General features: G+C 74.6%; 21 protein-coding genes. 3 read left to right on the top strand and 18 right to left on the bottom strand.

Features of this window, described 5'->3' with window-relative positions:
* Positions 1-11 precede the first annotated feature (11 nt).
* From AB0N29_RS04405 to mraZ, 16 genes are all read right to left on the bottom strand, one after another.
* On the bottom strand, positions 12-710 hold the full coding sequence (locus AB0N29_RS04405) for a YggS family pyridoxal phosphate-dependent enzyme (RefSeq protein ID WP_364864405.1): 699 nt from the start codon (positions 708-710) through the stop codon (positions 12-14).
* Entirely contained in the window at positions 707-1,435 is a 729-nt protein-coding gene (pgeF, locus tag AB0N29_RS04400) for a peptidoglycan editing factor PgeF (protein WP_364864403.1), read from the bottom strand. Before pgeF ends, AB0N29_RS04405 begins: the two co-directional genes overlap by 4 nt.
* A gap of 6 nt (positions 1,436-1,441) precedes the next feature.
* Positions 1,442-2,656: a cell division protein FtsZ gene (gene ftsZ, locus AB0N29_RS04395; protein WP_302270783.1), complete on the bottom strand. Its 1,215-nt coding sequence runs from the start codon at positions 2,654-2,656 to the stop codon at positions 1,442-1,444.
* Between the two features lie 334 nt (positions 2,657-2,990).
* Positions 2,991-3,758 (bottom strand): FtsQ-type POTRA domain-containing protein, encoded by a 768-nt coding sequence (locus AB0N29_RS04390; protein WP_302270782.1) that lies wholly within the window; start codon positions 3,756-3,758, stop codon positions 2,991-2,993.
* Positions 3,751-5,118, bottom strand: coding sequence for a UDP-N-acetylmuramate--L-alanine ligase (gene murC / locus AB0N29_RS04385; RefSeq protein WP_364864399.1), 1,368 nt, complete (start codon positions 5,116-5,118; stop codon positions 3,751-3,753). Before murC ends, AB0N29_RS04390 begins: the two co-directional genes overlap by 8 nt.
* Positions 5,115-6,191 carry an undecaprenyldiphospho-muramoylpentapeptide beta-N-acetylglucosaminyltransferase gene (gene murG, locus AB0N29_RS04380; protein WP_364864397.1) on the bottom strand — a complete coding sequence of 359 codons (1,077 nt, stop codon included), beginning with the start codon at positions 6,189-6,191 and terminating at the stop codon, positions 5,115-5,117. The genes murC and murG overlap by 4 nt, the downstream gene beginning before the upstream one ends.
* A 6-nt stretch (positions 6,192-6,197) precedes the next feature.
* Positions 6,198-7,460 (bottom strand): putative lipid II flippase FtsW, encoded by a 1,263-nt coding sequence (gene ftsW / locus AB0N29_RS04375; RefSeq protein ID WP_364864395.1) that lies wholly within the window; start codon positions 7,458-7,460, stop codon positions 6,198-6,200.
* Positions 7,461-7,493: 33 nt separating this feature from the next.
* Positions 7,494-8,948 carry a UDP-N-acetylmuramoyl-L-alanine--D-glutamate ligase gene (gene murD, locus AB0N29_RS04370; protein WP_364864393.1) on the bottom strand — a complete coding sequence of 485 codons (1,455 nt, stop codon included), beginning with the start codon at positions 8,946-8,948 and terminating at the stop codon, positions 7,494-7,496.
* 66 nt (positions 8,949-9,014) lie between these two features.
* Positions 9,015-10,085, bottom strand: coding sequence for a phospho-N-acetylmuramoyl-pentapeptide-transferase (gene mraY / locus AB0N29_RS04365; protein WP_364864391.1), 1,071 nt, complete (start codon positions 10,083-10,085; stop codon positions 9,015-9,017).
* Entirely contained in the window at positions 10,082-11,452 is a 1,371-nt protein-coding gene (gene murF, locus AB0N29_RS04360) for a UDP-N-acetylmuramoyl-tripeptide--D-alanyl-D-alanine ligase (RefSeq protein ID WP_364865444.1), read from the bottom strand. The genes mraY and murF overlap by 4 nt, the downstream gene beginning before the upstream one ends.
* A 5-nt stretch (positions 11,453-11,457) precedes the next feature.
* Positions 11,458-12,975: a UDP-N-acetylmuramoyl-L-alanyl-D-glutamate--2,6-diaminopimelate ligase gene (locus AB0N29_RS04355; protein WP_364864389.1), complete on the bottom strand. Its 1,518-nt coding sequence runs from the start codon at positions 12,973-12,975 to the stop codon at positions 11,458-11,460.
* A gap of 25 nt (positions 12,976-13,000) precedes the next feature.
* Positions 13,001-14,776, bottom strand: coding sequence for a penicillin-binding protein 2 (locus AB0N29_RS04350; protein ID WP_302270772.1), 1,776 nt, complete (start codon positions 14,774-14,776; stop codon positions 13,001-13,003).
* A 33-nt stretch (positions 14,777-14,809) separates the two neighbouring features.
* Positions 14,810-15,490, bottom strand: a complete 681-nt coding sequence (locus AB0N29_RS04345; RefSeq protein ID WP_364864386.1) for a hypothetical protein — start codon at positions 15,488-15,490, stop codon at positions 14,810-14,812.
* Complete coding sequence (gene rsmH / locus AB0N29_RS04340) at positions 15,487-16,452, bottom strand: 16S rRNA (cytosine(1402)-N(4))-methyltransferase RsmH (RefSeq protein WP_302270770.1); 966 nt, start codon at positions 16,450-16,452, stop codon at positions 15,487-15,489. Before rsmH ends, AB0N29_RS04345 begins: the two co-directional genes overlap by 4 nt.
* 7 nt (positions 16,453-16,459) lie before the next feature.
* Positions 16,460-16,618 carry a hypothetical protein gene (locus tag AB0N29_RS04335; protein ID WP_302270768.1) on the bottom strand — a complete coding sequence of 53 codons (159 nt, stop codon included), beginning with the start codon at positions 16,616-16,618 and terminating at the stop codon, positions 16,460-16,462.
* Between the two features lie 236 nt (positions 16,619-16,854).
* Entirely contained in the window at positions 16,855-17,280 is a 426-nt protein-coding gene (mraZ, locus tag AB0N29_RS04330; RefSeq protein WP_302270766.1) for a division/cell wall cluster transcriptional repressor MraZ, read from the bottom strand.
* A gap of 367 nt (positions 17,281-17,647) precedes the next feature.
* Here mraZ and AB0N29_RS04325 point away from each other — a divergent pair, with 367 nt between their 5' ends.
* From AB0N29_RS04325 to AB0N29_RS04315, 3 genes are read left to right on the top strand one after another with little or no spacing between them, the layout of a single operon-like run.
* Positions 17,648-18,625: a MoxR family ATPase gene (locus AB0N29_RS04325; RefSeq protein ID WP_302270764.1), complete on the top strand. Its 978-nt coding sequence runs from the start codon at positions 17,648-17,650 to the stop codon at positions 18,623-18,625.
* Between the two features lie 48 nt (positions 18,626-18,673).
* A complete protein-coding gene (locus AB0N29_RS04320) occupies positions 18,674-20,032 on the top strand; it encodes a DUF58 domain-containing protein (protein WP_364864382.1) in 1,359 nt (452 codons plus the stop codon).
* A complete protein-coding gene (locus AB0N29_RS04315; RefSeq protein ID WP_364864380.1) occupies positions 20,029-22,404 on the top strand; it encodes a DUF3488 and transglutaminase-like domain-containing protein in 2,376 nt (791 codons plus the stop codon). The genes AB0N29_RS04320 and AB0N29_RS04315 overlap by 4 nt, the downstream gene beginning before the upstream one ends.
* Positions 22,405-22,627: 223 nt before the next feature.
* Here the strand turns inward: AB0N29_RS04315 and AB0N29_RS04310 are convergent, their stop codons facing one another.
* A complete protein-coding gene (locus AB0N29_RS04310) occupies positions 22,628-23,086 on the bottom strand; it encodes a DUF3040 domain-containing protein (RefSeq protein ID WP_302270761.1) in 459 nt (152 codons plus the stop codon).
* Between the two features lie 89 nt (positions 23,087-23,175).
* A complete protein-coding gene (gene dinB / locus AB0N29_RS04305) occupies positions 23,176-24,450 on the bottom strand; it encodes a DNA polymerase IV (RefSeq protein WP_364864377.1) in 1,275 nt (424 codons plus the stop codon).
* Positions 24,451-24,464: the final 14 nt, after the last annotated feature.

Here is a 24,464-nt window from a genome sequence, read left to right as displayed (position 1 = left end):
TGATCTGGACACTACTTCCCCGCAGGCCTCGAACCGAGGACCGCGGAGCCAATCCGCACGTGTGTCGCACCGATGCGCACCGCGTGCTCGAGGTCGCCGGACATGCCGGCGGACAGCCAGGTCGCCGAGGGGTGCTCGGCGACGTGCGCCGCGCGCACCTCTGCCAGCCGGGCGAACGCCGCGGCCGGGTCCTCCCCCAGCGGCGCGACGGCCATCAGGCCGCGCAGCCGCAGGTCCTGCTCCTGCTCTACCCGCGCGGCGAGCGCCGGCAGGTCGTCGGGGTCGACGCCGGCACGGCCCTCGCGGCCCGGCGGGTCGAGGCTGACCTGCAGCAGCACGTCGAGCGGCTGCTCCCGGCCGCCGGCACCGCGGGCGAGCGGGCCGACCAGCTTGGCGCGGTCGACGGACTCCACGACCGCGGAGTACGCCGCCACCGCAGCCGCCTTGTTCGACTGCAGGCCGCCGATGAAGTGCCAGCGCAGGCCGAGGTCGGCGCACTCGGCGGCCTTGGCCTCGGCCTCCTGGTGGCGGTTCTCGCCGACGTCGGTGACACCGAGGTCGGCGAGCAGCCGGACGTCGGAGGCGGGGAAGAACTTGGTGACGACCACCAGGGTGACCTCGTCGACGTCGCGGCCGGCGTCGGCGCACGCGCCGGCGATCCGCTCCCGGACCGCGGCCAGGCCGGCGGCCAGCTCCGCGCGGCGGCTCACCGCAGGATCCTGACCAGGCCGGCGTGCCGACCGGCGCCCCGGCCGTCGCGGCGGTGGGAGTACAGGTCGGGCGACTCGCGGGTGCACCGGGTCGCCCCGGCGGCCTCCGCGACCTCGACGCCGAGCCGCTCGAGCTGGGCGCGGACGCCGGCACCGAGGTCGAGGGAGGGCGTGCCCCAGGTCGTCGTCGAGACCGTCCTCGGCTCCACCCGACCCACCTCCTCCTGCATCCGTCCCGGCACCTCGTAGCAGCTCCCGCACACGTGCGGGCCGATCCACGCGACCACGTCGCTCGCACCCAGCTCCCGCATCCGCTCCACCGTGGCCGGGACGACGCCCGTGAGCACCCCGGCCCGCCCGGCGTGGGCCGCCCCGACGACCGTGCCGCCCGAGAGCAGCACCGGGACGCAGTCGGCGGCGCGGACCATCAGCACCACGTCGTCCCGGGTGGTCACCAGGCCGTCGGCGGTGGCCCGCTCGACCGGCCCCTCGGCCGTCACGACGTCGCAGCCGTGCACCTGCCGCAGGTCGGCCAGGGCCGCGTCGGGGGCGAAGTCGGCCAGCACCCGGCGGAGGTTCTCCGCGCGGGACCCCGGGTCGTCGTCACCCTCGATCGCGAGGTTCAGCTCGTCGTACGGCGCGGCGCTGACCCCGCCGTACCGGTCGGTGAAGGCGAGCTCCACCGAGCGGCTGACGGGGCCGTGCGTCGTACGGAAGGCGAACACCGCGGACTACTTCAGGAAGTCCGGGACGTCGAGCTCGTCGTCGTCGAACTGCACCTGCCGGGGGGCGGGACGGGCCGCGGGCTGCGCGGGCGCCGCCTGCTGGACCGGCGCGGCCTGCTGCGGGCGGGCAGCCACCGGCTGGCGCTCCTCGGCGCGGGGCGCGTCGTCGCGGCGGGTGCTGGCGAGCGCCTGCGCGGCGTTGCGAGTCTCCTCCTGCGACTGCTGCGGGCGCGGCTCGCGGCGCAGCACCGTGCCCTCGTCGCGGCGCTTGGGCGTGCCACCGTCGAAGCCCGCGGCGATCACCGTCACCCGGACCTCGTCGCCGAGCGCGTCGTCGATGGTGGCGCCGAAGATGATGTTGGCCTCGGGGTGCACCGCCTGCGCGACGAGCGCCGCGGCCTCGTTGATCTCGAACAGGCCGAGGTCGGAGCCGCCGGCGATCGAGAGCAGGACGCCGTGGGCGCCGTCGATCGAGGCCTCGAGCAGCGGGCTGGAGACCGCCATCTCCGCGGCCGCCACCGAACGGTCCTCGCCGCGCGCCGAGCCGATGCCCATCAGGGCGGAGCCGGCGTTGGCCATGACCGACTTGACGTCGGCGAAGTCGAGGTTGATCAGGCCCGGCGTCGTGATCAGGTCGGTGATGCCGGAGACGCCCTGGAGCAGCACCTGGTCGGCCTGCTTGAAGGCGTCGAGCACCGAGACGTTGCGGTCGCTGATCGAGAGCAGCCGGTCGTTCGGGATGACGATGAGGGTGTCGACCTCCTCGCGCAGCGCGGCGATGCCCTCCTCGGCGGAGTTGGCGCGACGCCGGCCCTCGAAGGCGAACGGGCGGGTGACGACGCCGATGGTCAGCGCGCCGAGCGAGCGGGCGATGCGCGCCACGACCGGCGCGCCGCCGGTGCCCGTGCCACCGCCCTCGCCCGCGGTCACGAAGACCATGTCGGCGCCCTTGATGACCTCTTCGATCTCGTCGGCGTGGTCCTCGGCGGCCCGGCCACCCACGTCGGGGTTGGCGCCCGCGCCGAGGCCGCGGGTGAGCTCGCGACCGATGTCGAGCTTGACGTCGGCGTCGCTCATGAGGAGGGCCTGGGCGTCGGTGTTGATCGCGATGAACTCGACACCCTTGAGCCCCACCTCGATCATCCGGTTGACGGCGTTGACGCCGCCACCGCCGATGCCCACGACCTTGATGATGGCCAGGTAGTTCTGTGCAGCTGCCACGGCGGCTTCGCCTTTCGGTGGTGGTCGGTCCGGTGCGGTGCGGGGCTGGCCCGCTGGAGAAGTTCGTCCGACGTGGTCTCCCAACTCTGACCCTCAGGTGGAGGGTTATAGTTATGTCAACCACGTCGTGGCTACGACACTAGGCAACCGACCGACCTGCATCCGGGAGGACACGCCGCGTGTCGTGGCGGGTGTCGTGGCGGGGGTGCCGTGCAGGGGTCCCCGGTGGACCGGGGACTCCCACGCTTACCGGGGCAGATCTACCCCGGTGAGCGAGGGACTGCCCCGGGAAGGTGCGCCGCGGCCGCCTCAGGAGGCCCGACGCCCCGAGATGTCAGGAGTCGCCGCAGACCCGGGGCTGGGTGCAGACGGTGGGCTGCCCAGGGACGGAGACGTCGTACACCGGCGCCTCCTGGGCGGCGAGGAGGCCGGCGAGGACCTCGGCCTTCTGCTCGGAGTCGTCCGCGCTCCCCCACCGGACCGTGCGCCCGTCGCGCAGCTCGAGGGAGACCTGGTCGACCGTGCGCACCTCGACGTGGTCGACGGTGGTGGCGAGGTCCGCGGGGAGGGCGGCGACCACGGCGGCCGCCTCGACCAGCGCGTCGTCGGCGACGTCGGCGTCGACCTCCACCCGCGGCAGGCCGGCCGGTGCGCGGCGGTAGCGGTTGAAGACGACGCCCTCGGCGTCGAGGCCGCGGAAGACGCCGCCGATCGAGACCACCGCCACCGGCGTGCGCTCGGTGACCTCGATGAGCACCGAGTCCGGCCACTTGCGCGACACGTCCACGCTGCGCACCGGGGCCAGCGTGGAGACCCGCGCCTCGACGGCACCGAGGTCGAGGGTCGCGAGCGGCTCCCCCTCCGGGACGTCCGCGGCCGCGCGGACCTCGCCGACGCTGAGCGAGTCGGTCCCGCGGACCTCCACCCCGGAGACCGCCAGCCGGTCGGAGAAGAACGTGAGCCACACGCCGCCGGCGACCAGGGCCAGTGCCAGGACGGCGGCCAGCACGAGGCGCCAGCGCCGTCGGCGACCCGCCCGCCGGCGACGGACGAACCGCCGGCGGGTGCGCTCGAAGGTGTCGGTGCTCGACCGGTCAGCCATGGTCGGGCAGCAGCTCCAGCACGCGCGGGCCGACGGAGGTGATCGTGCCGGCGCCGAGGGTCAGCACGAGGTCGCCGGGGCGGGCCCGACGGGCCAGCTCGGCGGGGACGTCGTCGAGGTCGGGGACGTAGGCCACCCGGTCGGTCGGCAGCGGCACGGCGCGGGCGACGTACCCGCCGGTGACCTCGGGGTCGGGCTCCTCCCGCGCGAGGTAGACGTCGGTCACGACCACCTCGTCGGCCGCACCGAGCGCCTCGCCCATCGCCTCGCCGAAGATCCGGGTGCGGGAGACCAGGTGCGGCTGGAAGGCGACGACGAGCCGCCCCTCCCCCGCCAGCGCCCGGCCGGACTGCAGGTCCCCGACGATCTCGGCCGGGTGGTGGGCGTAGCTGTCGTAGACGCGCACCCCGCCGACCTCGCCCTTGCGCTCCATGCGCCGCTTCGTCCCGGTGTACGACGCCAGGCCGCGCGCCAGCGCGTCGCGGTCGTGCCCGAGGGCCAGCCCGGTCGCCAGCGCGGCGAGCGCGTCGGCGAGGTAGTGGTCGCCGGGCGACCACAGGGTCACCCCGGCGAGCGCGTCCGGGCCGACGTCCGCACCCGCGTCGGGGCGGGTGGAGACCGTGACCACCCGGCGCCCCGCGGCGCGCTGCCGCTCGGCCAGCGCGGCGGCGCCGGGGTCGTCGACCACGCAGACCAGGAAGCCCTCGGGGGAGACCGTGTCGGCGAACCGGTCGAACGCCTCGGCGTAGGCCTCCGGCGTCCCCCACTGGTCGAGGTGGTCGGCGTCGACGTTGGTCACGATCGCGGCGTACGGGCTGTAGTGCAGGAACGCCCCGTCGCTCTCGTCGGCCTCGGCGACGAAGAGGTCGCTCGTGCCCTCGGCGGCGTTGGTCCCGGTCGCGGCGAGCTCCCCGCCCACGGCGTAGGTCGGGTCCGCACCGGCGACCTGGAGGGCGACGGTGAGCAGCGAGGTGGTGGTGGTCTTGCCGTGGGTCCCGGCGACCGCGACGACGCGGCGGCCGGCCATGACCGAGGCCAATGCGGTCGAGCGCGGCAGGACGCGCAGGCCGCGGCGGACCGCCTCGAGGTACTCGGGGTTGTCCTCGCGCACGGCCGTGGAGACCACGAGCGTGTCGGCGTCGCCCACCTGCGTCGCCGCGTGGCCGACGTGCACGGTCGCGCCGGCGGCACGCAGCGAGTCGAGCGTCGGCGAGTGGACGCCGTCGCTGCCGCTGACCGCGATCCCGCGGGCCAGCATGATCCGGGCGATGGCCGAGAGGCCGGCACCGCCGATGCCGACGAAGTGGACGCCGCCGAGCTCCTCGGCCGGCACCACGACGTCAGGGACGGGCACCCTCACGCGGCGCCCCCGACCTCGAGGACGATGCGGGCGAGCTTCTCGTCGGCGTCGCGCGGGACGAGCCCGCTGGCCGCGGCACCCATGGCGGCGAGCCGCTCGGGGTCGGTGGCCAGGCCGGGCACGGTGGCGGCGACCCACTCGGTGGTGAACGCGGCGTCGGAGACCAGCAGCGCTCCCCCGGCGTCGACGACCGGCCGGGCGTTGTGCTCCTGCTCGCCGTTGCCGATCGGCAGCGGCACGAACACGGCCGGCACCCCGGAGGCGGCGGCCTCGGTGACGCTGTTGGCGCCCGCGCGGCAGACCATCAGGTCGGCCGCGGCCAGGGCGAGGTCCATCCGGTCGACGAAGTCCACCACGACGTACGGCGTGCCGGTCGCGACCGGGGCGGCCTCGCCCTTCGGACCGACGACGTGCAGCACCTGGACGCCGGCCGCGCCGAGCGCGGCCGCCGCACCGGAGACCGACTGGTTGAGCCGGCGGGCGCCCTGGGAGCCGCCCGTGACGACGAGGGTCGGGCGGTCCGGGTCGAGCCCGAAGAACGCGCGCGCCTCGGCCCGCAGGGCGGGCCGGTCGAGCGTGGAGATCATCCGACGGATCGGCAGGCCGACGTACTCCGCCCTCGGCAGCGGGGTGTCCGGGAAGGACACCGCGACCCGCCGGGCCACCCGGGCGCCGACCTTGTTGCCGAGGCCGGGCAGGGCGTTCTGCTCGTGGACGACGACCGGCAGGCCGCGGCGGCGGGCGGCGAGGTACGCCGGCACCGACACGTACCCGCCGTACCCGACGACCACGTCGGGCCGGACCCGGTCGAGCACGTCGTTGGTCGCGCGCACGGCGTCGCGCAGGCGGACCGGCACCTTGAGCAGGTCGGCGCCGGGCTTGCGCGGCAGCGGGACCGGCGGGACGAGCTCGAGGGGGTAGCCCGCCTCCGGCACGACCCGGTTCTCCAGGCCGCGGGGCGTGCCGAGGCAGGTGATCTCGATGTCGGGCCGCAGCCGCTTCAGGGCGTCGGCGGTGGCGAGCAGGGGCGAGGTGTGGCCGGCGGTTCCACCGCCGGCGAGCAGGACGCGCATCGCGGGTCAGCCTACGAGCGAGCGGCCGCGGTCGCGCTTGCGGTGGGCCAGTGCGCGCGCCGCCTCCGGCTCGCGCCGGGCGAAGCCGATGAGCAGGCCGAGCGCGACCAGGGACGGGAGCAGGGCCGAGCCGCCGTAGGAGACCAGCGGGAGCGGGATGCCGATGACGGGGAGCAGGGCCAGCACCATGCCGACGTTGATGATCATCTGGCCCATCAGCCACACCACGATGCCGAAGGTGCAGTAGCGCACGAACGGGTCGGCGGTGTCGCGGGCGACGCGCACCGCGGCGTAGGCGATGGTGAGGAACAACCCGATCACCAGGAGCGTGCCGACCAGGCCGAGCTCCTCACCGAGCACGGCGAAGATGAAGTCGGTGTGGGCCTCGGGCAGGTCGCCCCACTTCTGCTGGCTCGCGCCGATGCCCTGCCCGAAGAACCCGCCGGTGGAGAGGGCGTAGAGGCCGTGGGCCGGCTGCCAGCCCTTGTCGTGGTAGTCCTGGAAGGGGTCGACGAAGTTCGTGATCCGACCCAGCCGCTCGGAGCTGGTCGAGGCGACGAAGATCGCCACCACGCTGAGGATCGACAGGCTGAAGGCGAAGAACCGGGCCGGTGCGCCGACGACCCACAGCAGGCCGAGCAGGATCGCCATGAAGACCAGCGCGGTGCCGAGGTCGTGGCCGACGACGACGAGCAGGGTCGCGAGGAGCAGGCCGGGGACGACCGGCACCATCACCTGGTGCAGGTTGTCGAGCCGGCGCTCCTTGTTGGCGTAGGTGCTCGCGGCCCACAGGACCAGGGCGAGCTTGGCGATCTCCGAGGGCTGGATCTGCACCGGGCCCAGGGCGAGCCAGTTCTGGTTGCCGTTGACGGTCACACCGAGGAAGGCGGTCATCAGCAGGAGCACGAGCGCGACGAGGTACGCCGGGAACGCCAGCCGCTTGAGCCACCGCGTGCTGAGCCGGCTCGCCACCCACGCGGCCGGCAGGCCCAGCGCCACCCAGATCAGCTGACGGGTGACGATCGCGTAGGAGTTGTCGAAGACCCGGAAGGAGTACACGCTCGAGGCGCTGAGCACCATGATCAGGCCGATGGTCAGCAGCAGGCCCGAGGCGCCGAGCAGCAGGTAGTAGGCCGTCAGCGGGCGGTCCATCGCGTCGCGGGCCGCCGCGAACCAGGCGAACCTCGATGACGGTCCGCCGTCGTTCTCCTCGGTGCTGCCGGGGGCCGGGGCCCGGGTCGTGCCCGGCGGGTTCGCGGTGGTCGTCACGCGTCCCCCTCCCGTGAGGTGCTCGGTGTCCGGTCAGCTCGTCCTGGCGCGTACGGCGGCCGCGAACTGCTCCCCGCGGTCGGCGTAGCTGGCGAACAGGTCCATGGAGGCGCATCCCGGAGCCAGGAGGACCGTGTCGCCGGGTCGGGCCAACACGGCCGCCGCCTCCACGACGCGCTCCATGGGTGCCTGTTCGGGACCAGTCTCACCGGCACCGACGTCGATCACGGGCACATCCGGCGCGTGTCGCGCGAGCGCCTCGGCGATGACCGCGCGGTCCCGCCCGAGCAGCACCACGCCGCGCAGGCGGTCACGCACGGCGCGGACCAGGTCGTCGAAGCGGGCCCCCTTGGCCAGTCCCCCCGCGACCCACACCACGGGGTCGTAGGCCTGCAGGGAGGACTGCGCCGCGTGCGGGTTCGTGGCCTTGGAGTCGTCGACCCAGGCGATGCCGTCGTGCTCGGCGACCAGGGCGATCCGGTGGCCGTCGGGCCGGAAGGCCCGCAGCCCGTCGCGGACGGCCTGCTGGGAGACGCCGTGCGCGCGGGCCAGCGCGGCGGCGGCGAGCGCGTTGGCCACGACGTGCGGCGCGGGGCTGGCCAGGTCGGCGACCGTGCAGAGCTCGGCGGCGCTGGTGCCCCGCTCCTCGATGAACGCGCGGTCGACGAGGATGTCCTCGACCACCCCGAGCATCCCGACGCCGGGCATGCCCAGGGTGAACCCGATCGCGCGGGCGCCCTCCTGCACGTCGGCCTCGCGGACCAGCCGCTCGGTCTCGAGGTCGGCGACGTTGTAGACGCAGGCGCGCTCGACGCCCTCGTAGATCCGGCCCTTGTCGGCGGCGTAGGCCCGCATCGGGTCGGGGCCGTCGTACCAGTCGAGGTGGTCCTCGGCGAGGTTCAGCACAGCGGCGGACTCCGCGGCCATCGACCGGGTGTAGTGCAGCTGGAAGCTGGAGAGCTCCACGGCCATCACGTCGTACGGCGTGGGGTCCATGACCGCCTCGACGAGGGGCAGTCCGACGTTGCCGGCCGCGACGCTGCGCAGCCCGGCGGCGCGCAGGATCGAGTCGAGCATCTGGACGGTCGTGGTCTTGCCGTTGGTGCCAGTCACCGCGAGCCAGGGCACGGGCCGCTCGGGGTCGCGCAGGCGCCAGGCCAGCTCCACCTCGCCCCAGACCGGTACGCCGCGGTCCCGGGCCTGGGCGAGCAGCGGTGCGTCGGGGCGCCAGCCGGGGCTGGTGACGAGCACGTCGACGTCGTCGGGCAGCACGGCCGTGGCGCCCTGCTCCAGCCGGATCGAGGCGCCGAGCACCTCGAGCAGCTCGGCCTTCTCCTCCTTGCCGGCCGCGGACTCGTCGAGGGCGGTGACCGAGGCACCGAGGTGGAGCAGGTTGTCGGCGGCCGCGAAGCCGGAGACGCCGAAGCCGGCGACGACGGCACGGACCCCCTGCCAGGAGTCGCGCTGTCCTAACGAGTCGAGATTCACCACAGACCTCCGGGGCGCCCCCGCGGGACCGGGGCGAAGCGAGCGATTGGGGGGGCGGGGCGAGACCTAGATCCCGGCCACCCACTCGGCGTAGAAGATGCCCAGGCCGGCGGCGACGCAGAGACCGGTGACGATCCAGAACCGGATCACCACCGTGACCTGCTCCCAGCCGAGCATCTCGAAGTGGTGGTGGATGGGCGCCATCCGGAAGATCCGCTTGCCGCCGCTGATCCGGAACCAGCCGACCTGCAGCATCACCGAGAGGGTCTCCACGACGAAGACGCCGCCGAGGATGATCAGGAGCAGCTCGGTCCGGGTGAGGATCGCGAACCCGGCGAGCGCGCTGCCCAGCGCCAGCGAGCCGGTGTCGCCCATGAAGATCTGCGCGGGCGAGGCGTTCCACCACAGGAAGCCGAAGCAGGCACCGGTGATCGCCGCGGCGATGACGGCGAGGTCGAGCGGGTCGCGCACCTCGTAGCAGGTGGCGCCCGGCGAGATCTCGCAGGACTGGTTGTTCTGCCAGATGTTCACCAGCGTGTAGGCGCCGAAGACCATCACGCTGGCCCCGGTGGCGAGGCCGTCGAGCCCGTCGGTGAGGTTCACGGCGTTCGAGGTGGCGGTGACGATCAGCCAGATCAGCGCGAGCACGACGACCGTCGGGAGCGCGAAGGAGGCGAAGTCACGGATGAAGGAGATGCTGTGCGAGGCGGGCGTGCGTCCGCGGTCGTCCTCCAACCACGGCGAGAGCGCCAGGAAGCCGAAGACGAGGGCGATGACGGTCTGGCCGACCATCTTCGCCTTGCTGCGCAGGCCGAGGCTGCGCTGCTTGGAGATCTTGATGAAGTCGTCGAGGAAGCCCACGAGGCCCATGCCGACGAAGAGGAAGAGCAGCAGCAGCGCGGACGCGGACGGCTCGCTCGTCGTGATCAGCTTCGCGGCGAAGTAGCCCAGCACGGTCGCGGCGATGATCACGACGCCGCCCATGGTCGGCGTCCCGCGCTTGGTGTGGTGGCTGGTCGGCCCGTCGTCGCGGATCTCCTGGCCGTAGCCCATCCGCGTGAACTGGGTGATCGCGACCCGGGTGCCGAGCAGGGAGATGAGCAGGGCGAGCCCACCCCCGAGCAGTACGGCTCTCACGTCGCTTCCTCCAGAAGTCCCTCCGCGACGACCTCGAGCGCGGCTCCGCGCGAGGCCTTGACGAGGACGGCGTCCCCGGCCGAAGCATTCTCCCGCACCCAGGTCAGTGCTTCGTCCCGCCCCGCCGTGAGCATCGCCTCACCGGTCCACCCGGCCACCTGGCGCGCGCCCTCCGCGATGCCCGCGGCGGGCTCGCCGACGGCGACGACGACGTCCACCCCGGCCTCGGCGGCGGCCCGGCCGACGGCGACGTGGTCCTCGTGGCTGGTCGGCCCGAGCTCGCGCATCTCCCCCAGCACCGCGACGGTACGACGCGTGCTGCGCCGGCCGATGGCGGCGAGGGCGTCGATCGCGGCGACGGTCGAGGCGGGGTTGGCGTTGTAGGCGTCGTTGAGCACCACGAGCCCGTCCGCGCGCTCGCGCAGCTCCATCCGCCAACGCGACGCGCTCTCCGCGGTGCCGAGCGCGGCCGCGACGTCGGCGAGGTCGAGACCGAGGGCAAGCGCCATCGCCGCGGCCGCGGCGGCGTTGGCCACCTGGTGGGCACCGACCTGGCGCAGCGCGACCAGGTGCCAGGTGCCCCGGTGCCCGAGCTCGAAGGTCGGCCGGCCGAGCTCGTCGAGCTCGAGCCCCCGCCAGCTGACGTCGCCGGCCTCGCCGAAGGTCAGCACCCGGGCGGCCGTGCGGGGGGCCATCGCGGCGACCAGCGGGTCGTCGGCGTTGAGGACGGCGGTGCCGGCGCCCGGGAGGGCCTCGACGATCTCGCCCTTGGCCTGCGCGATCGCCTCGCGGCTGCCGAACTCGCCGATGTGCGCGGTGCCGACGTTGAGGACCGCGGCGACGACCGGGGGCGCGACCCGGCAGAGGTACTCGACGTGCCCGACGCCGCGAGCGCCCATCTCGACGACGAGGTGGGTGGTGTCGGCGGTCGCGCGCAGGACGGTCAGCGGCACGCCCAGCTCGTTGTTGTGGTTCCCGCGCGTGGCGACGGTGCTCCCGGGCACGCCGCTGCCGGCCGCGGTGGCCAGCACGTGGGCGAGGTAGTCCTTGGTGCCGGTCTTGCCCTGGGAGCCGGTCAGGGCGACGACGGTCGCGCCCGTGCGGTCCACGACGTGGCGCGCCAGCAGGCCGAGCGCCGCGACCGGGTCGTCGACGAGCACGCCGGGGCGCCCCGTGGGCCTGCTGCCGAGCACGGCGTGGGCGTCGGCGGCGTACGCGTGCCCGTCGACCCGCTCCCCCGCGATCGCGACGAAGAGCCCGCCGACGACCGGCTCCCTGCTGTCGAGGTACGCCGGGCCGGTCACCTGGGTGGTGCCGTCGCCGTCGACGGTCCCGCCGACCACCCCGGCCACCTCGTCGAGCGTCATGGGGATCACGACCGCACCGCCTCCAGCTCCTCGCGGACGACCTCGCGGTCGTCGAACGGGTGGACCACGCCGGCCACCTCCTGACCCGTCTCGTGCCCCTTCCCGGCCACGAGCACCACGTCGCCGGCGCGTGCCCGGGCGAGCGCCTCGCGGATCGCGGCCCTCCGGTCACCGACCTCGAGCACCTCCGCACCGCCGGTCGCGCCGGCCAGCACGGCCGCACGGACCGCGGCGGGGTCCTCGGTGCGGGGGTTGTCGTCGGTCACGACCAGCACGTCGGCGAGCCGGGAGGCGATCTCCCCCATGATCGGCCGCTTGCCGGGGTCGCGGTCGCCGCCGGCGCCGAGCACGACGAGCAGCCTCCCCTCGGTGACCGGTCGCAGCGCGGCGACGGCCGCCTCGACGGCGTCGGGCTTGTGGGCGTAGTCGACGACCACGACGAAGTCCTGGCCGGCCTCGACCCGCTCGAGCCGGCCCGGCACGCCCGCGCCGGACGCGATGCCGTCCGCGACCCGCGCCGCGCCCAGCCCGGCCTCGGCGCAGGCCGCGACCGCGGCGAGCGTGTTGGCGACGTTGAAGCCGCCCGGGATCGGGCAGGCGGCCGCGACCTCGAGGCCGTCGGGACCCAGCACGCGGAACCGCGAGCCGTGCGGGTGCAGCTCGACGTCCACGGCGCGCCAGTCCGCCTCGGCGCCGGTGGCCGAGAACGTCCGCACCGGCACGGTGGCCTCCCGCACCAGCCGGCGGCCGTGCTCGTCGTCGACGTTGAGCAGTGCCAGCCGGGCACGCTCGGGGGTGAACAGCGCAGCCTTGGCGCGGAAGTAGTCCTCGACGTCGGCGTGGAAGTCGAGGTGGTCGCGGCCGAGGTTCAAGAACACCGCGACGTCGAAGACGATGCCGTCCACGCGGCCCATGACCAGGGCGTGGCTCGAGACCTCCATCGCGCAGGCCTCGACGTCCTGCTCGACCATCGCGGCGAAGAGGCCGTGCAGGTCGGGGGCCTCGGGGGTCGTCAGCGTCGTCCGCACGTCGACGCCCTTGACCCGCGTGCCGACGGTGCCGATGACGGCGGCGCCGACCCCGGCCGCGTGCAGACCTGTCTCGGCCAGGCGGGTGGTCGTGGTCTTGCCCTGGGTGCCGGTCACGCCGACCATGCGCATCCGGGTGGCCGGGTCGCCGTACACGTGGGCGGCGAGCCGGCCCAGCAGGGCGCGCGGGTCCTCGGCGACCAGCACCGGCACGCCGAGCCCCACCGCTCGGGAGGCGCCGGCGGCGTCGCTGAGCACTGCGACCGCGCCCGCCTCGACCGCCGGGCCGGCGTAGTCGACGCCGTGGGCCCGGGCGCCCGGCAGCGCGGCGTACAGGTCGCCCGGCACGACGCGTTGGGAGCTCAGCGACACACCGGTGACGGTGGTCGCCGCGCCCTCCTCGGAGGGGTCGGCGAGGTGGAGGCCGCCGACCTCGGCGACGAGGTCGGACAGGGACGTGCGCCGCGGGTGCCGCGGCCGGAGGGGGCTCGTCATGACGCGGCGAGGGTATCGCCGCGGCTCACCACTCGACCGGCAGGCGCGACGGCTCGGTGCCCGTGGGCGGGACGCCGTACCGGCGCAGCGCGTAGCTCATCAGCTTGGCGAAGGCGGGGCCCGCGACCGAGCCGCCGCCGCCCGCGTCGGGCTCCTGCACGACGACGTACACGGTGAACCGCGGCTCGTCCGCCGGGGCGAAGCCGGCGAAGGACACCGTGGTGCCCTCGTAGCCGCCGTCGACCGCACGCTGGGCCGTGCCGGTCTTGCCGGCGACCCGGTAGCCGGGCACCGCCGCGGCGGGGGCGACTCCGACGTCGGGGTCGACGACCAGCTCCATCATCCGCGCCGTCTGGCGGGCGGCCTGCTCGCTGACCACGCGCCGGCGGGTCGCGGTGCCGGTGCCGACCTCGGTGCCGTCGGTGAGCGTGGCGGTCCCCCGGATGATGCTGGGGTCGACCCGCACGCCGCCGTTGGCGATGGTGTTGACCGCGGCGGCCATCTGCATCGCGTTGACCGAGAGCGCCTGGCCGAACGCGATGCGGTCCTCGGTCTGGCTGGTCCACGCGCTGCCGTCGGGCAGGATGCCGGCCGACTCGCCGGGCACGCCGAGACCGGTGCGGGACCCGAGCCCGAAGTCGACGAGGTAGTCGCGCATCTGCCCCTCGTCGAAGTTGTCGGCCGCGAGCACCGTGCCGATGTTGGAGGACTTGGCCAGCACCCCGGCCAGGGTCAGCTTGATCTCCTCGTGGTCCCACCAGTCGCCGATCGGGCGGTCCTGGCGGTGCAGCAGCGGGGGCACCGTGATCTTGGTCCGGGGCGTGACCTTGCCGGCGTCGAGGAGGCCCGCGACGGTCAGCACCTTCTCCACCGACCCGGGCTCGTAGACGTCGCCGAGGGCGCGGGAGACCAGGTCGGGCTTGTCGGCGAGCTCCGGCGCGTTCGCGTCGAACGTCGGGGTGTCGGCCAGCGCGAGCACGTCGCCGGTGCGGGTGTCCAGGACCACCGCGTAGCCCGACGTGCCGCCGGCGTCCTCCACGGTCTGGCGCAGCACGCGCTGGGCGTACCACTGCATCTCGCGGTCCAGCGTCGTCTCGACGTCCTTGCCGTCGACCGGCGGCACCTCGACGTTCTCGCCGAGCGGGAGCTTGTTGCCGCCGCCCACTGCGTAGCGGGCCGAGCCGTCGGTGCCGGCGAGCCAGGAGTTGAGGGCGAGCTCGAGACCGACGAGCGGCTGGTCGCCCTTCTCCGGGTCGGGGGTGCCGAGGGCGCCGACGATGTTCGCGGCCACGTCGCCGGCGGGGTACTCCCGCACCGGGTCGCGCTGCGTGATGAGGCCGTCGTACCCGAGCTCACGTGCCTCGCTGAGCACGTCCGTGGCGAGGGTGGAGGGGACCTGCCGGGCGATGTACTCGTACCGGCTGTCCTCCTCGCGGAGCCGCTCGAGCGTCTGCACGTAGTCGACGTCGAGCCGACGGGCGAGGAACGTCGCCATCTCCTGGGCCTTGTCGGCGGTCAGGAAGGGGTCGGCGACGACCATCAGCCCGTCGACGGAGTCCGCGAGCGGCTTGCCGTTGCGGTCGACGATGTCGCCGCGGACCGCGGGGAGGACGACCTTCTCGGTGCCCTCGGCGGCCGCCATCGCGGCGTACGACCGCGGGTCCAGGCCCTGCAGCTGCACCAGCCGGCCACCGAAGACCGACAGCACGATCGCGATCAGGATGAACCCCACGCGCAGCCGGAGCTGCGGGGACCCGCGCAGGGCGCCGCGCCGTCCGCTGGTCGGGCGGGTACGTCGCACGGGGTCTCCCTGGGTCCTGATCGAGGTGAGTGGTCAGCGGCGGTTCTGCTGGCGGTCCTGCTGGCGGTCCTGCTGGCGGTCCTGCTGGCCCTGGGAGCCCTGGGACTGCTGTGACTCCTGTGAAGTTCTACCCCCGTCACCGCGTCCCTGGCCGTCACCGCGGCCCGTGTCGCCGGAGTTTCGGTCCTCGGGCAGCACGCCCTCGGGCGGCACGGCTCCGGGCCGGAGGTCGGTCACCACGGTGGGCGTCGGGTCGAGGGAGGGCGGGAGCACCGGGGGGCGCGGGCGGATCCGCAGCGAGGTGCCGTCGCCGGCCGGCGCGGGCGTGCCCTCGACCGCGCCCGTGTCGAGGTCGAGGAACGCGGGCGCCGGGGCGACGACCATCCCGAGCTTGGTGGCGCGCGCCGCGATGGTCTGCGGGTCGCGCAGGCGCTCGATCTCCATCGTCAGGGTCTGCTCGCGGGCGGCGAGGTTGCCCGCCTGCTGCTCGAGGGCCGTGGCGGCGAAGGACGCCTGCTGCATCTGGGTGTTGAACAGCAGCAGCCCGACGACGCCGCCGAGCAGCACCAGGCTCACCAGGGTCACGAAGGGGACTCGTGCGGCACGGACGCGACGGCGCGGGACGACGGTGAGGCGGGCCCGCTCGACGGCCGCCTCGGCCAGGCGCGGGACGCGGTGCCGGATCTGCGACGCGGCGCTGGACGTGGTGCTCATGAGGCTGCTCCCTGGGATGCGCGAAGCCGTTCGATGGCACGCAGGCGGACCGAGGCCGCTCGCGGGTTCTGGGCGATCTCGTCCTCGTCGGCCTGCTCGGCACCGCGGGTGACCAGGCGCAGGGCCGGCTCGCTCCCCTCGGGCACGAACGGCAGGTCGATCGGGACGGTGGACCGGGTCGCGGCGGTGAACGCCTGCTTGACCAGCCGGTCCTCGAGGGAGTGGTAGGACTCGACCACCACGCGGCCGCCGACCCCGATGGCGTCGATCGCCGCGGGGATCGCTCGACGGAGCACGGCCAGCTCGTCGTTGACCTCCATGCGCAGGGCCTGGAAGGTCCGCTTGGCCGGGTGCCCGCCGGTACGGCGCGCCGGCGCCGGGATCTCGGCGTACAGCAGCTCGACCAGCGGGCCGGAGGTGGTGAACGGCTCGGTCTCGCGGCGCCTCACGATCGCGTGGGCGATCTTCTTGGCGAACCGCTCCTCGCCGTAGTCGCGGAGCACGCGGGTCAGCTCTCCGGCGGAGTAGGTGTTGAGCACGTCGGCCGCCGTGGGGCCGGTGGTGCCGTCCATCCGCATGTCGAGCGGGGCGTCCTCGGCGTAGGCGAAGCCCCGCTCGCGCACGTCGAGCTGCATGGAGGACACGCCGAGGTCGAACAGGACGGCGTCGACGCTGGCGAGCCCGAGGTCGTCGAGCACGTCGGGCAGCTCGTCGTACACGGCGTGGACGCCGGTGAAGCGGTCGCCGTGCGGCGCGAGCCGCTCGCCGGCCCGGCGCAGCGCCTCGGGGTCGCGGTCGACACCGATGACCCGGGCGCCGGTGCAGCGCTCCAGGACCGCCTCGGTGTGGCCGCCGAGACCGAGGGTGCAGTCGACGAGGACGGCGCCGTCGTGGTCGAGGGCGGGCTGCAGGAGGGCGACGACCCGGTCGAGCAGCACCGGGACGTGGCGGGGCGCGCTCATCGCGGGCTCAGCTCCCGAGCCGGGCGAGCAGGAGGAGCGTGACGGCCAGCGAGATCGAGGTGGCCGCGGAGAACACCATGAGCACGGCCGCGTCGCGGGCCTGGTGCCGTACCCGCGGGACGGCACCGTCGCTCGTCCTGGCGGACGTCACGTGCGTGGTGCTCATCGGATTCGACCCCTGCTGAGTTCGGTGGTGCGCGGTGGTGGTGCGTGGTGCTGCGTGGTGCTGCGGTGCCGCAGGGCCAGGTCTCCTGCCCGCTCCCCCGGTGGGGAAGTGCCGCCACCTGGCACCGGGGAAGGTGCGCCAGCTGGCGGGGAGAGCGGGCCAGAGACCTGGCCCTGCGGATCCGTTCTTCGGTTCGGGTGCTGCGGGTGGTGCCCGGTGGGGCGGGGTGGGGCCGGTCAGTCGTCCCCGGCCTCGTCGAGCTCGGCGAACTTGCGCTGGGCCTCGGCGGAGAAGTCCTGCCACCGGGCCGGGTCCCAGATCTCGATCCGGTCCATGACGCCGATGACGACCACGTCCTTCTCGAGCGATGCGTAGTCGCGCAGGGTCGCGGGGATCGAGATGCGCCCCTGCTTGTCGAGCTGTCCCTCGTCCGCGCCGGCGAAGAGCACGCGGGCGTACTCACGTGCCGAGCGGTTGGTCATCGGCGTCGCCCGGGCGCGCTGCGCCTCCTGCATGAAGACGTCGGTCGGCCACACGACCAGGCAGTTCTCCTGACCCTGCGTCACCACGAGCCCCTCCGACAGTCGCTCCCTGAACTTCGCCGGGAGGAAGAGCCGCCCCTTCTCGTCGAGCCGGGGGGTGTAGGTGCCCATGAAGAACATCGGGCACCTCCGTCACGGCCACTTCCTCCACTTCGCACCACTTTAACCCACTTCTCCCCACCGTCAACCACATCGAGCGTGTCCACGCCCCTTTTTCCGGCGTACGACGCCGCTCCCCGCCCCCGCGGTGGCGTACGCGAGCGCCACCGACACCCGGGCCGTCGGCGCAGGTCAGCGGCGACTTCCGACCGCTCCGGCCCACCCGCGGCATTGCGGTGGGGCGCCGGTGGGGAGGAGGGGTGGGGCGTGGTGGGGAGGAGGGGTGGGGCGGACCCGTCGAGGACGTCGCCGGAGCTCGTGGAGCGGCGTAGGTTGCCGCCACCGAATACGGTGGTGCGCAGGGCTGGACGGGACGGGAAGGGTCGACGTGGGTACTCCGACGGCGGGAGGCGCGGACCTCGAGACGCTCGCGCACGTGGTCACGCGCATCCGCTCCAACATTGAGCGGGTGATCGAGGGCAAGCCCGACGTGGTGTCGTCCTCGCTGGTCGTGCTGCTCGCGGAGGGGCACCTGCTCATCGAGGACGTGCCGGGCGTCGGCAAGACCATGCTGAGCAAGGCGCTCGCCCGGAGCATCGACTCCACCGTGCGGCGCATCCAGTTCACGCCGGACCTGCTGCCCTCCGACGTCACCGGTGTCTCGGTCTTCAACCAGGACACCCGCGAGTTCGAGTTCCGGCCCGGCGGCATCTTCGCCAACATCGTGGTCGGCGACGAGATCAACCGCGCCTCCCCCAAGACCCAGTCGGCACTGCTGGAGTGCATGGAGGAGCGCCAGGTCACCGTCGACGGCACCACCTACCAGCTCGACACGCCCTTCATGGTCATCGCGACGCAGAACCCCATCGAGATGGAGGGCACCTACGCCCTGCCGGAGGCGCAGCGGGACCGGTTCATGGCGCGGGTGTCGGTCGGCTACCCGGTCGAGGCCGCGGAGATCGCGATGATCGCCTCGCACACCGGCGCCAGCCCCCTCGAGGACCTCGAGCCGGTGACCGACGCCGCAGAGATCCGCAAGCTCACCGCGATTGTCGGCCAGGTGCACGTCTCGGACGCCGTGCAGCGCTACGTCGTCGCGCTCACCGGCGCCACGCGTCGTACCAGCGACCTCACGCTGGGCGCGTCGCCGCGCGCGACGCTCCACCTGGTCCGCGCGGCCAAGGCGTACGCCGCCATGCACGGCCGCGACTACGTCCTGCCCGACGACGTCGTCGCCCTCGCCCGACCGGTCCTGGCGCACCGGCTGCTGCCGAGCGTCGAGGCGGCGATGAGCGGGCGCTCCACCAGCACCGTGCTGGAGGGCGTGCTCGCCTCCGTCCCGGTGCCCGACGGGCACCGGACATGACGCGGCACGGCTCCGGCCGGTCCGCCGCAGGCCTCCACGGGAAGCACCGTGCGTGAGGCGCTCGCCGGCCTGACCGTCCGCGGCCGGGCCTTCGTGGCCGCCGGGGTGACCGCCATCGTGTGCGCCGTCGTGCTGGGGCAGCCGGCCCTGAACCGGGTGGGCGTGCTCGTGCTGGCCCTGCCCCTGCTGACCGCCGCCGTGCTGTCCCGCAGCCGCTACAAGCTGGCACTGGTGCGCACCGTCGCCCCCCAGGTGGTCGGCGCCGGCCAGCCGGCCCGGGTCAGCCTGACGCTGACCAACGAGGGCCGCGCCCCCAGCGGTCTGCTGCTCCTCGAGGACCAGGTCCCCTACGTGCTGGGCTCCCGCCCCCGCTTCGTGCTCGAGGGCATCTCCCACGGGTGGAAGCGGCAGGTCGCCTACCAGGTGCGCTCGGACGTGCGCGGTCGCTTCGAGCTGGGGCCGATGTCGGTCCGGGTGGCCGACCCGTTCGGCCTCGTCGAGCTCGGCCGGGCGTTCCAGACCACCGCGGCGCTCACGGTCACCCCCCGCACCGTCGTGCTGCCCTCGATCCCGCTGGGGGGCGGCTGGACCGGCGCCGGCGACAACCGCCCCCGCGCGTTCGCGACCGGCTCCGCCGAGGACGTCACGGTCCGCGAGTACCGCCGGGGCGACGACCTGCGCCGGGTGCACTGGCGCAGCTCGGCCCGTACCGGGGAGCTGATGGTGCGCCGCGAGGAGCAGCCCTGGCAGTCCCGGGCGACCCTGTTCATCGACAACCGCGCCGGCGTGCACCGCGGCCAGGGCGTCGCCTCCTCCATCGAGGCGGCCGTCTCGGCCGCGGCGTCGATCGCGGTCCACCTGTGCCGGCGCGGCTTCGCCGTCCGCCTCGTCACGGCGGCCGGTGAGGACCACGGCAGCGCGTGGCACCAGCGCGACGCCGACGTCGGCGAGGGCCCGCTGCTCGAGGCGCTCGCCGTGCTGCGGCCGATCGCGACGCCCCGCCTCGACGGGTCCTGGCTCGGCGAGCAGGGTCACGGCGGGCTGACCGTCGCCGTGCTCGGCGCGGTGGGGGCGGTGGACGTGCCCGTGCTGCGCAGGATGCGCAACCACGCCGGGGCCGGGCTCGCGGTGGCCGTCGACGTGGACGCCTGGGCCGCCGCCGGTGGTCGGGCGACCGCCGGTCCCGGGGACCGGTCCGGTGCTCCGGGGGCGTCGGTCCCCGTGCTGGTGCAGCAGGGCTGGCGCGCGACCGCGCTCGGCCCGCGGGACCGGCTCGAGTCGGTCTGGCAGGAGCTGGGCTCGGCCGCCGGCCAGGGCTCGGCCGTCCGGGGACCCGACACCGTCCCCCACGTCGCGGCCCACGAGGCCACGGCGTCGCAGGCAGCCGCCCAGGAGGTCGTCGGATGAGCACCCGTCGCGCGAACCTGCGCACCACGCTGGCGATCTCGCTGGCCGCTGCGGCGACCACGTGGGTCGCGACGATGTCGTGGCGTCCCTTCACCGAGGTCCCGGGCCGCTACCTCGGCCCGCTCGCCGTCATCGGCCTCGTCGTCGCGGCCACCGGCGCCCTGGCCCGCTGGGCCCGCGTGCCGCGCCCGTTGGTCGTCCTGCTCCAGGTGCTCACCGGCGGTGTCGTCACCAGCCTGTCGATCACCGGCTACCCCGTGCCGCTCGGTCCCGGGTGGGTCGAGCTCGACGCGGCTCTCCGCGGCGCCGTCGACAGCGCGAACCAGTACGCGCCTCCGGTGCCGGGCGATGTGCCGCCCGTCGATCCCCTGCTCCTCGCCGGCGGCCTCGGCTGCTTCCTGCTGGTCGACGTGCTGGTGTCCACGCTGCGCCGCGTCTCGCTGGCCGGCCTGCCGCTGCTCACGATCTACAGCGTCCCGGTCAGCGTCATCGGCGGCGAGCTCTCCGGATGGGTGTTCGTGCTGACCGCCGCCGGCTTCCTGCTCGTGCTCTACCTGCACGAGAGCGAGCGGGTCACGCGCTGGGGTCGTGCCCTGGGCGACCAGCACCCGCTGGGCTTCGACGTCCGCACCGGCCGGGCCCGCAGGACGGCCGGGGCCATCGGCGGGGTCGCGACCGCGCTCGCCGTCGCGGTGCCGCTCGCGGTCCCCACCCTCGACCTGCGGCTGGTCGACTTCGGCGCGGGCCCCGGGGGCGACGACGACATCACGCTGACCAACCCGCTCGCCGACCTCAAGCAGGACCTGGTCCTGGGCCCCGACGAGCCGCTGCTGCGACTGACCACCGACGACCCCGACCCGTCGTACCTGCGGACCACCGCGCTCACCTCCTTCAACGGCGAGACCTGGAGCGCCGGCAACCGCAAGGTCCCGGAGGGGAACGCCGCCGACGGCGCGCTGCCGCCGCTGCAGGGCGTCGACCCCGCGCTCGGGCGCCGCGCCTACGACTACGACGTCGACGTCTACGAGACCTTCAAGTCCGATTGGCTCCCGACGTGGACGACGAGCAGCCGGGTCCAGGCGGTCGGCGACTGGCGCTACGACACCGAGACCCGCGACTTCATCGCGGCCGACGACGACCTGGACTCCGCGGGCCTCAGCTACCAGATGACGGGCCTCGAGCTCTCCTACGACGCCACCGACATGGCCCGCGCGCCGGCCGCCGGCGTCTCGGTGCCGAGCACCTACACCGACGTCCCGGCCGACCTCCCGACGGAGGTCCGCGACCTGGCGGTGCAGGTTACCCGCGAGGCCAGCACCCGCTACGAGAAGGCGGTGGCCCTGCAGCGCTGGTTCCGCGAGACCGGTGGCTTCGTGTACGACACGAGCGCGGACGCGGGCACGAGCAGCGGCGACCTCGCCTCCTTCCTGAGCCCGGAGGGTCGCCGGGGCTACTGCGAGCAGTACGCCGCCTCCATGGCGGTCCTGGCCCGGCTGGTGGACATCCCCGCCCGCGTCGCAGTGGGCTTCCTGGGTCCCGAGAGCGTCGGGCGGGACACCTGGGAGTTCAGCGCGCACGACCTCCACGCCTGGCCGGAGCTGTTCTTCGCCGGCAGCGGCTGGGTCCGCTTCGAGCCCACGCCGGCCGCCCGGACCCAGGGCGCGCCGACGTGGACCCGCCAGGACGTCCAGGCGCCGGACCCCCAGGTCCCCGACTCGAGCATCGGCCCGGCCCCCCGCCAGGCCGACCGCGCCCAGGAGCAGCGCGCGGACGCCACCGAGGAGGACCAGGTCGACGACGCCGCCGCGGACCAGGACGACCGGGCCTGGCTGCTGCCGGTCCTCGGCGGCGGCGTCGGCGGAGGCCTCCTTCTCGCACTGGCGCTCGTGCCGCGTGCCGTCCGGACCCGGCGCAGGGACCGTCGCCTGTCGGCCGGCCCCGAACCGGCGTGGGACGAGGTACGCGACACCGCCCTGGACCTCGGGCTCGCGTGGCCGTACTCCCGGACCCCTCGGCAGACCGGCGACTGGGTGGCCCAGCACCTCGGTGCCCCGGCCGGTGAGCACACCGCGGAGCCCCCGCCCCGAGGACCCTCCCTCGCCCCGGACGCCGTCCGTGCCCTCGACCGGATGGTGGCTGCGCTGGAGGTGCTGCGCTACTCCCCGCGCGGCGCGGACGCGACCGGTGCGCTCCGCGCCGAGGTCGAGACCGTGACCGAGGCGCTGCGCGACGGGGCACCGCGACGGGCGCGGCGCCTCGCCACCTGGTTCCCCCGGTCGGTGCTCGTGCGGAGCACCCCGGCGACCGGCTCCCCCGGCGCCGGTGCGGGCGGCGCGCGGTACGGCGCCGTGGTCGACCACGTCACCAGCTGAGCGGCGCTCGGGCGACGGCCCGGGACCCGGTGCGGGCGACCGGGACGGGGGCGGGGGCCCGACGTCGCTCCCGCCGACGCGACGTGGGCGGCGCACGGGTCGCGCGGGGGGCAGCCGCTGCAGCCGCGGCACCGGACGCGGGCGCCGGGGACGCACAGGGTTCGGCCCACCCGGTCGCCCGGAGGTCCTGCTCACCGGGTCAATGACCCGGGGAGCGTGCGGCTCAGAAGCCGCCGTTCTGCTCCCGACGGTGGCGCCACCGCTGCTCCATGCGCTCCATGAAGGAGCCGGACGTGCGGCGCGAGCGGCGGGTGCGACCGGAGCGTCCCTTGCGGCCGCCGTCGATGACGGTGAAGCCGCGCGAGGGGTGGGCCGCCTGCCGCGGGTCCGTGGGGGCGGCGGCCGCTGCTGCGGCCTGTCCGCGCATCGCGGTGAGGGCGACGGTCGCGGAGCCGAGCATGATGACGAACCCGACGACCCCGACGAGCGCGACCTGGCTGACCGCACCGGTCATCAGGACGGCGACCCCGACCACGAAGCCGGCCCCGGCGAGGATCGCGCGACGTCGCGCCGAGCGTCGCAGCGACGTCCCGCGCAGTGTGGAGGCGAACTTCGGATCCTCCTCCGAGAGTGCGCGCTCCATCTGCTCGAGCAGTCGCAGCTCCTCTTCCGAGAGTGGCACCGGTCCTCCACTGGTCTCACGAGCCGAATACGTCCCTGCGTGGGCCGTGGAGCAAGTCTAGGCAGGCCGTCCGCAACACGGTAGGCGCCTCAGGATTTTGCTCGCCTCGCCCGGTCCGCGCCCGGCAGCAGGGTGGCCGGGCGCACCGCTCCGCTGCCGAACCGGGCGCCCGCCCGGTCGGCCGCCCGGTCGACGTCGGACCACCCGTGCTCCCGCTCCCCGAGCACGCGCTGGCGCTGGACCCGCGTGCTCGGCACGAGACCCTCGACCCGCACCCCGACCAGGCGCAGCGCCGCTCCGGCCCGGCCACCGGAGCGACCCTGGCGCAGCGCGTCGTGCAGCGCGACGGCCGCGACGTACACCTCCTGGGTGACGTCGGTCGGCTCCGGCAGCGCCTTGGACCGGGTGAGGGTGGTGAAGTCGGTGTAGCGGACGGTGAGCACCACCGTGCGTCCGGCCACTCCGCCGGCGCGCAGCCGCCGCGTGACCCTCTCCGCCAGGGCGAGCACCTCGCGCAGGACGTCCGCACGGGCGGTCAGGTCCCGGGCGAACGTCCGCTGGGCGCCCATCGAGCGGTCCGGCTCCTGGGGGCCGCGCCGCTCGTGGAGCTGCGAGCGGTCGCGACCCCAAGCGAGCACCTGCAGCTGGCGAGCGGCCGCCGTCCCGACCGCGCCACGTATCTCCTCGAAGGGTGCGTGGGCGAGCTGGCGGACCGTGGTGAGGCCGATCCGCCGGAGCTTGCGGGCGGTGCTGTCGCCCACGCCGTAGAGCTCACCGACGTCGAGGCCGTGCAGGAAGTCGACGACCTCCTCCGGCGGCACCACGACCACACCGTCGGGCTTGGCCCGGCGGCTGGCCAGCTTGGCCACCGAGACCGTCGGGGCGACGCCGGCGGAGCAGGTGATGCGCTGCTCCTCCTGCACCGTCGCCCGGACCAGCTCCGCGATCGTCCGCGGCGAGCCGAGCAGCCGCGTCGACCCGCGCACGTCGAGGAACGCCTCGTCGAGCGAGGCCATCTCCACCAGCGGCGTGACCCGCCGGAAGATCTCGCGCAGTGCCGTGGAGACCGACGAGAACGCCGCGTGGTCGCCGGGCACCGACACCAGTTGCGGGCAGAGGCGCCGTGCACGCACCCCCGGCATCCCGCCGCGCACGCCGTAGGCGCGGGCGGCGTAGTTGGCCGAGAGGACCACGCCGCGGTGGCCGCCACCGACCGCGGCCGGGACGTCCTGGAGGTCGGGCCGCTCCCGGAGCGCCACCGAGGCGAAGAACGCGTCCATGTCGACGTGGAGGATCGGGCAGTCCCACGACCGGTCGTCCCCGGCGGCGCCGCCGCCGGCGGGTCCGCCCACCGTCCCGCTCACCGCGCTCCGGCCCG

It is taken from the genome of Nocardioides sp. NPDC092400, from assembly GCF_040684155.1.
Classification (GTDB): domain Bacteria; phylum Actinomycetota; class Actinomycetes; order Propionibacteriales; family Nocardioidaceae; genus Nocardioides.
This window is presented reverse-complemented; position numbering and strand designations above follow the sequence as displayed.

Bases quoted from the DNA above. Each gene is read 5' to 3' on its own strand.
- rsmH (WP_302270770.1), bottom strand. From the start codon at position 16,452: ATGAGCGCGCCCCGCCACGTCCCGGTGCTGCTCGACCGGGTCGTCGCC.
- AB0N29_RS04345 (WP_364864386.1), bottom strand. From the start codon at position 15,490: ATGAGCACCACGTCCAGCGCCGCGTCGCAGATCCGGCACCGCGTCCCG.
- AB0N29_RS04335 (WP_302270768.1), bottom strand. From the start codon at position 16,618: ATGAGCACCACGCACGTGACGTCCGCCAGGACGAGCGACGGTGCCGTC.
- AB0N29_RS04355 (WP_364864389.1), bottom strand. From the start codon at position 12,975: ATGACGAGCCCCCTCCGGCCGCGGCACCCGCGGCGCACGTCCCTGTCC.
- murG (WP_364864397.1), bottom strand. From the start codon at position 6,191: ATGCGCGTCCTGCTCGCCGGCGGTGGAACCGCCGGCCACACCTCGCCC.
- AB0N29_RS04390 (WP_302270782.1), bottom strand. From the start codon at position 3,758: ATGGCTGACCGGTCGAGCACCGACACCTTCGAGCGCACCCGCCGGCGG.
- mraZ (WP_302270766.1), bottom strand. From the start codon at position 17,280: ATGTTCTTCATGGGCACCTACACCCCCCGGCTCGACGAGAAGGGGCGG.
- AB0N29_RS04315 (WP_364864380.1), top strand. From the start codon at position 20,029: ATGAGCACCCGTCGCGCGAACCTGCGCACCACGCTGGCGATCTCGCTG.
- murF (WP_364865444.1), bottom strand. From the start codon at position 11,452: ATGACGCTCGACGAGGTGGCCGGGGTGGTCGGCGGGACCGTCGACGGC.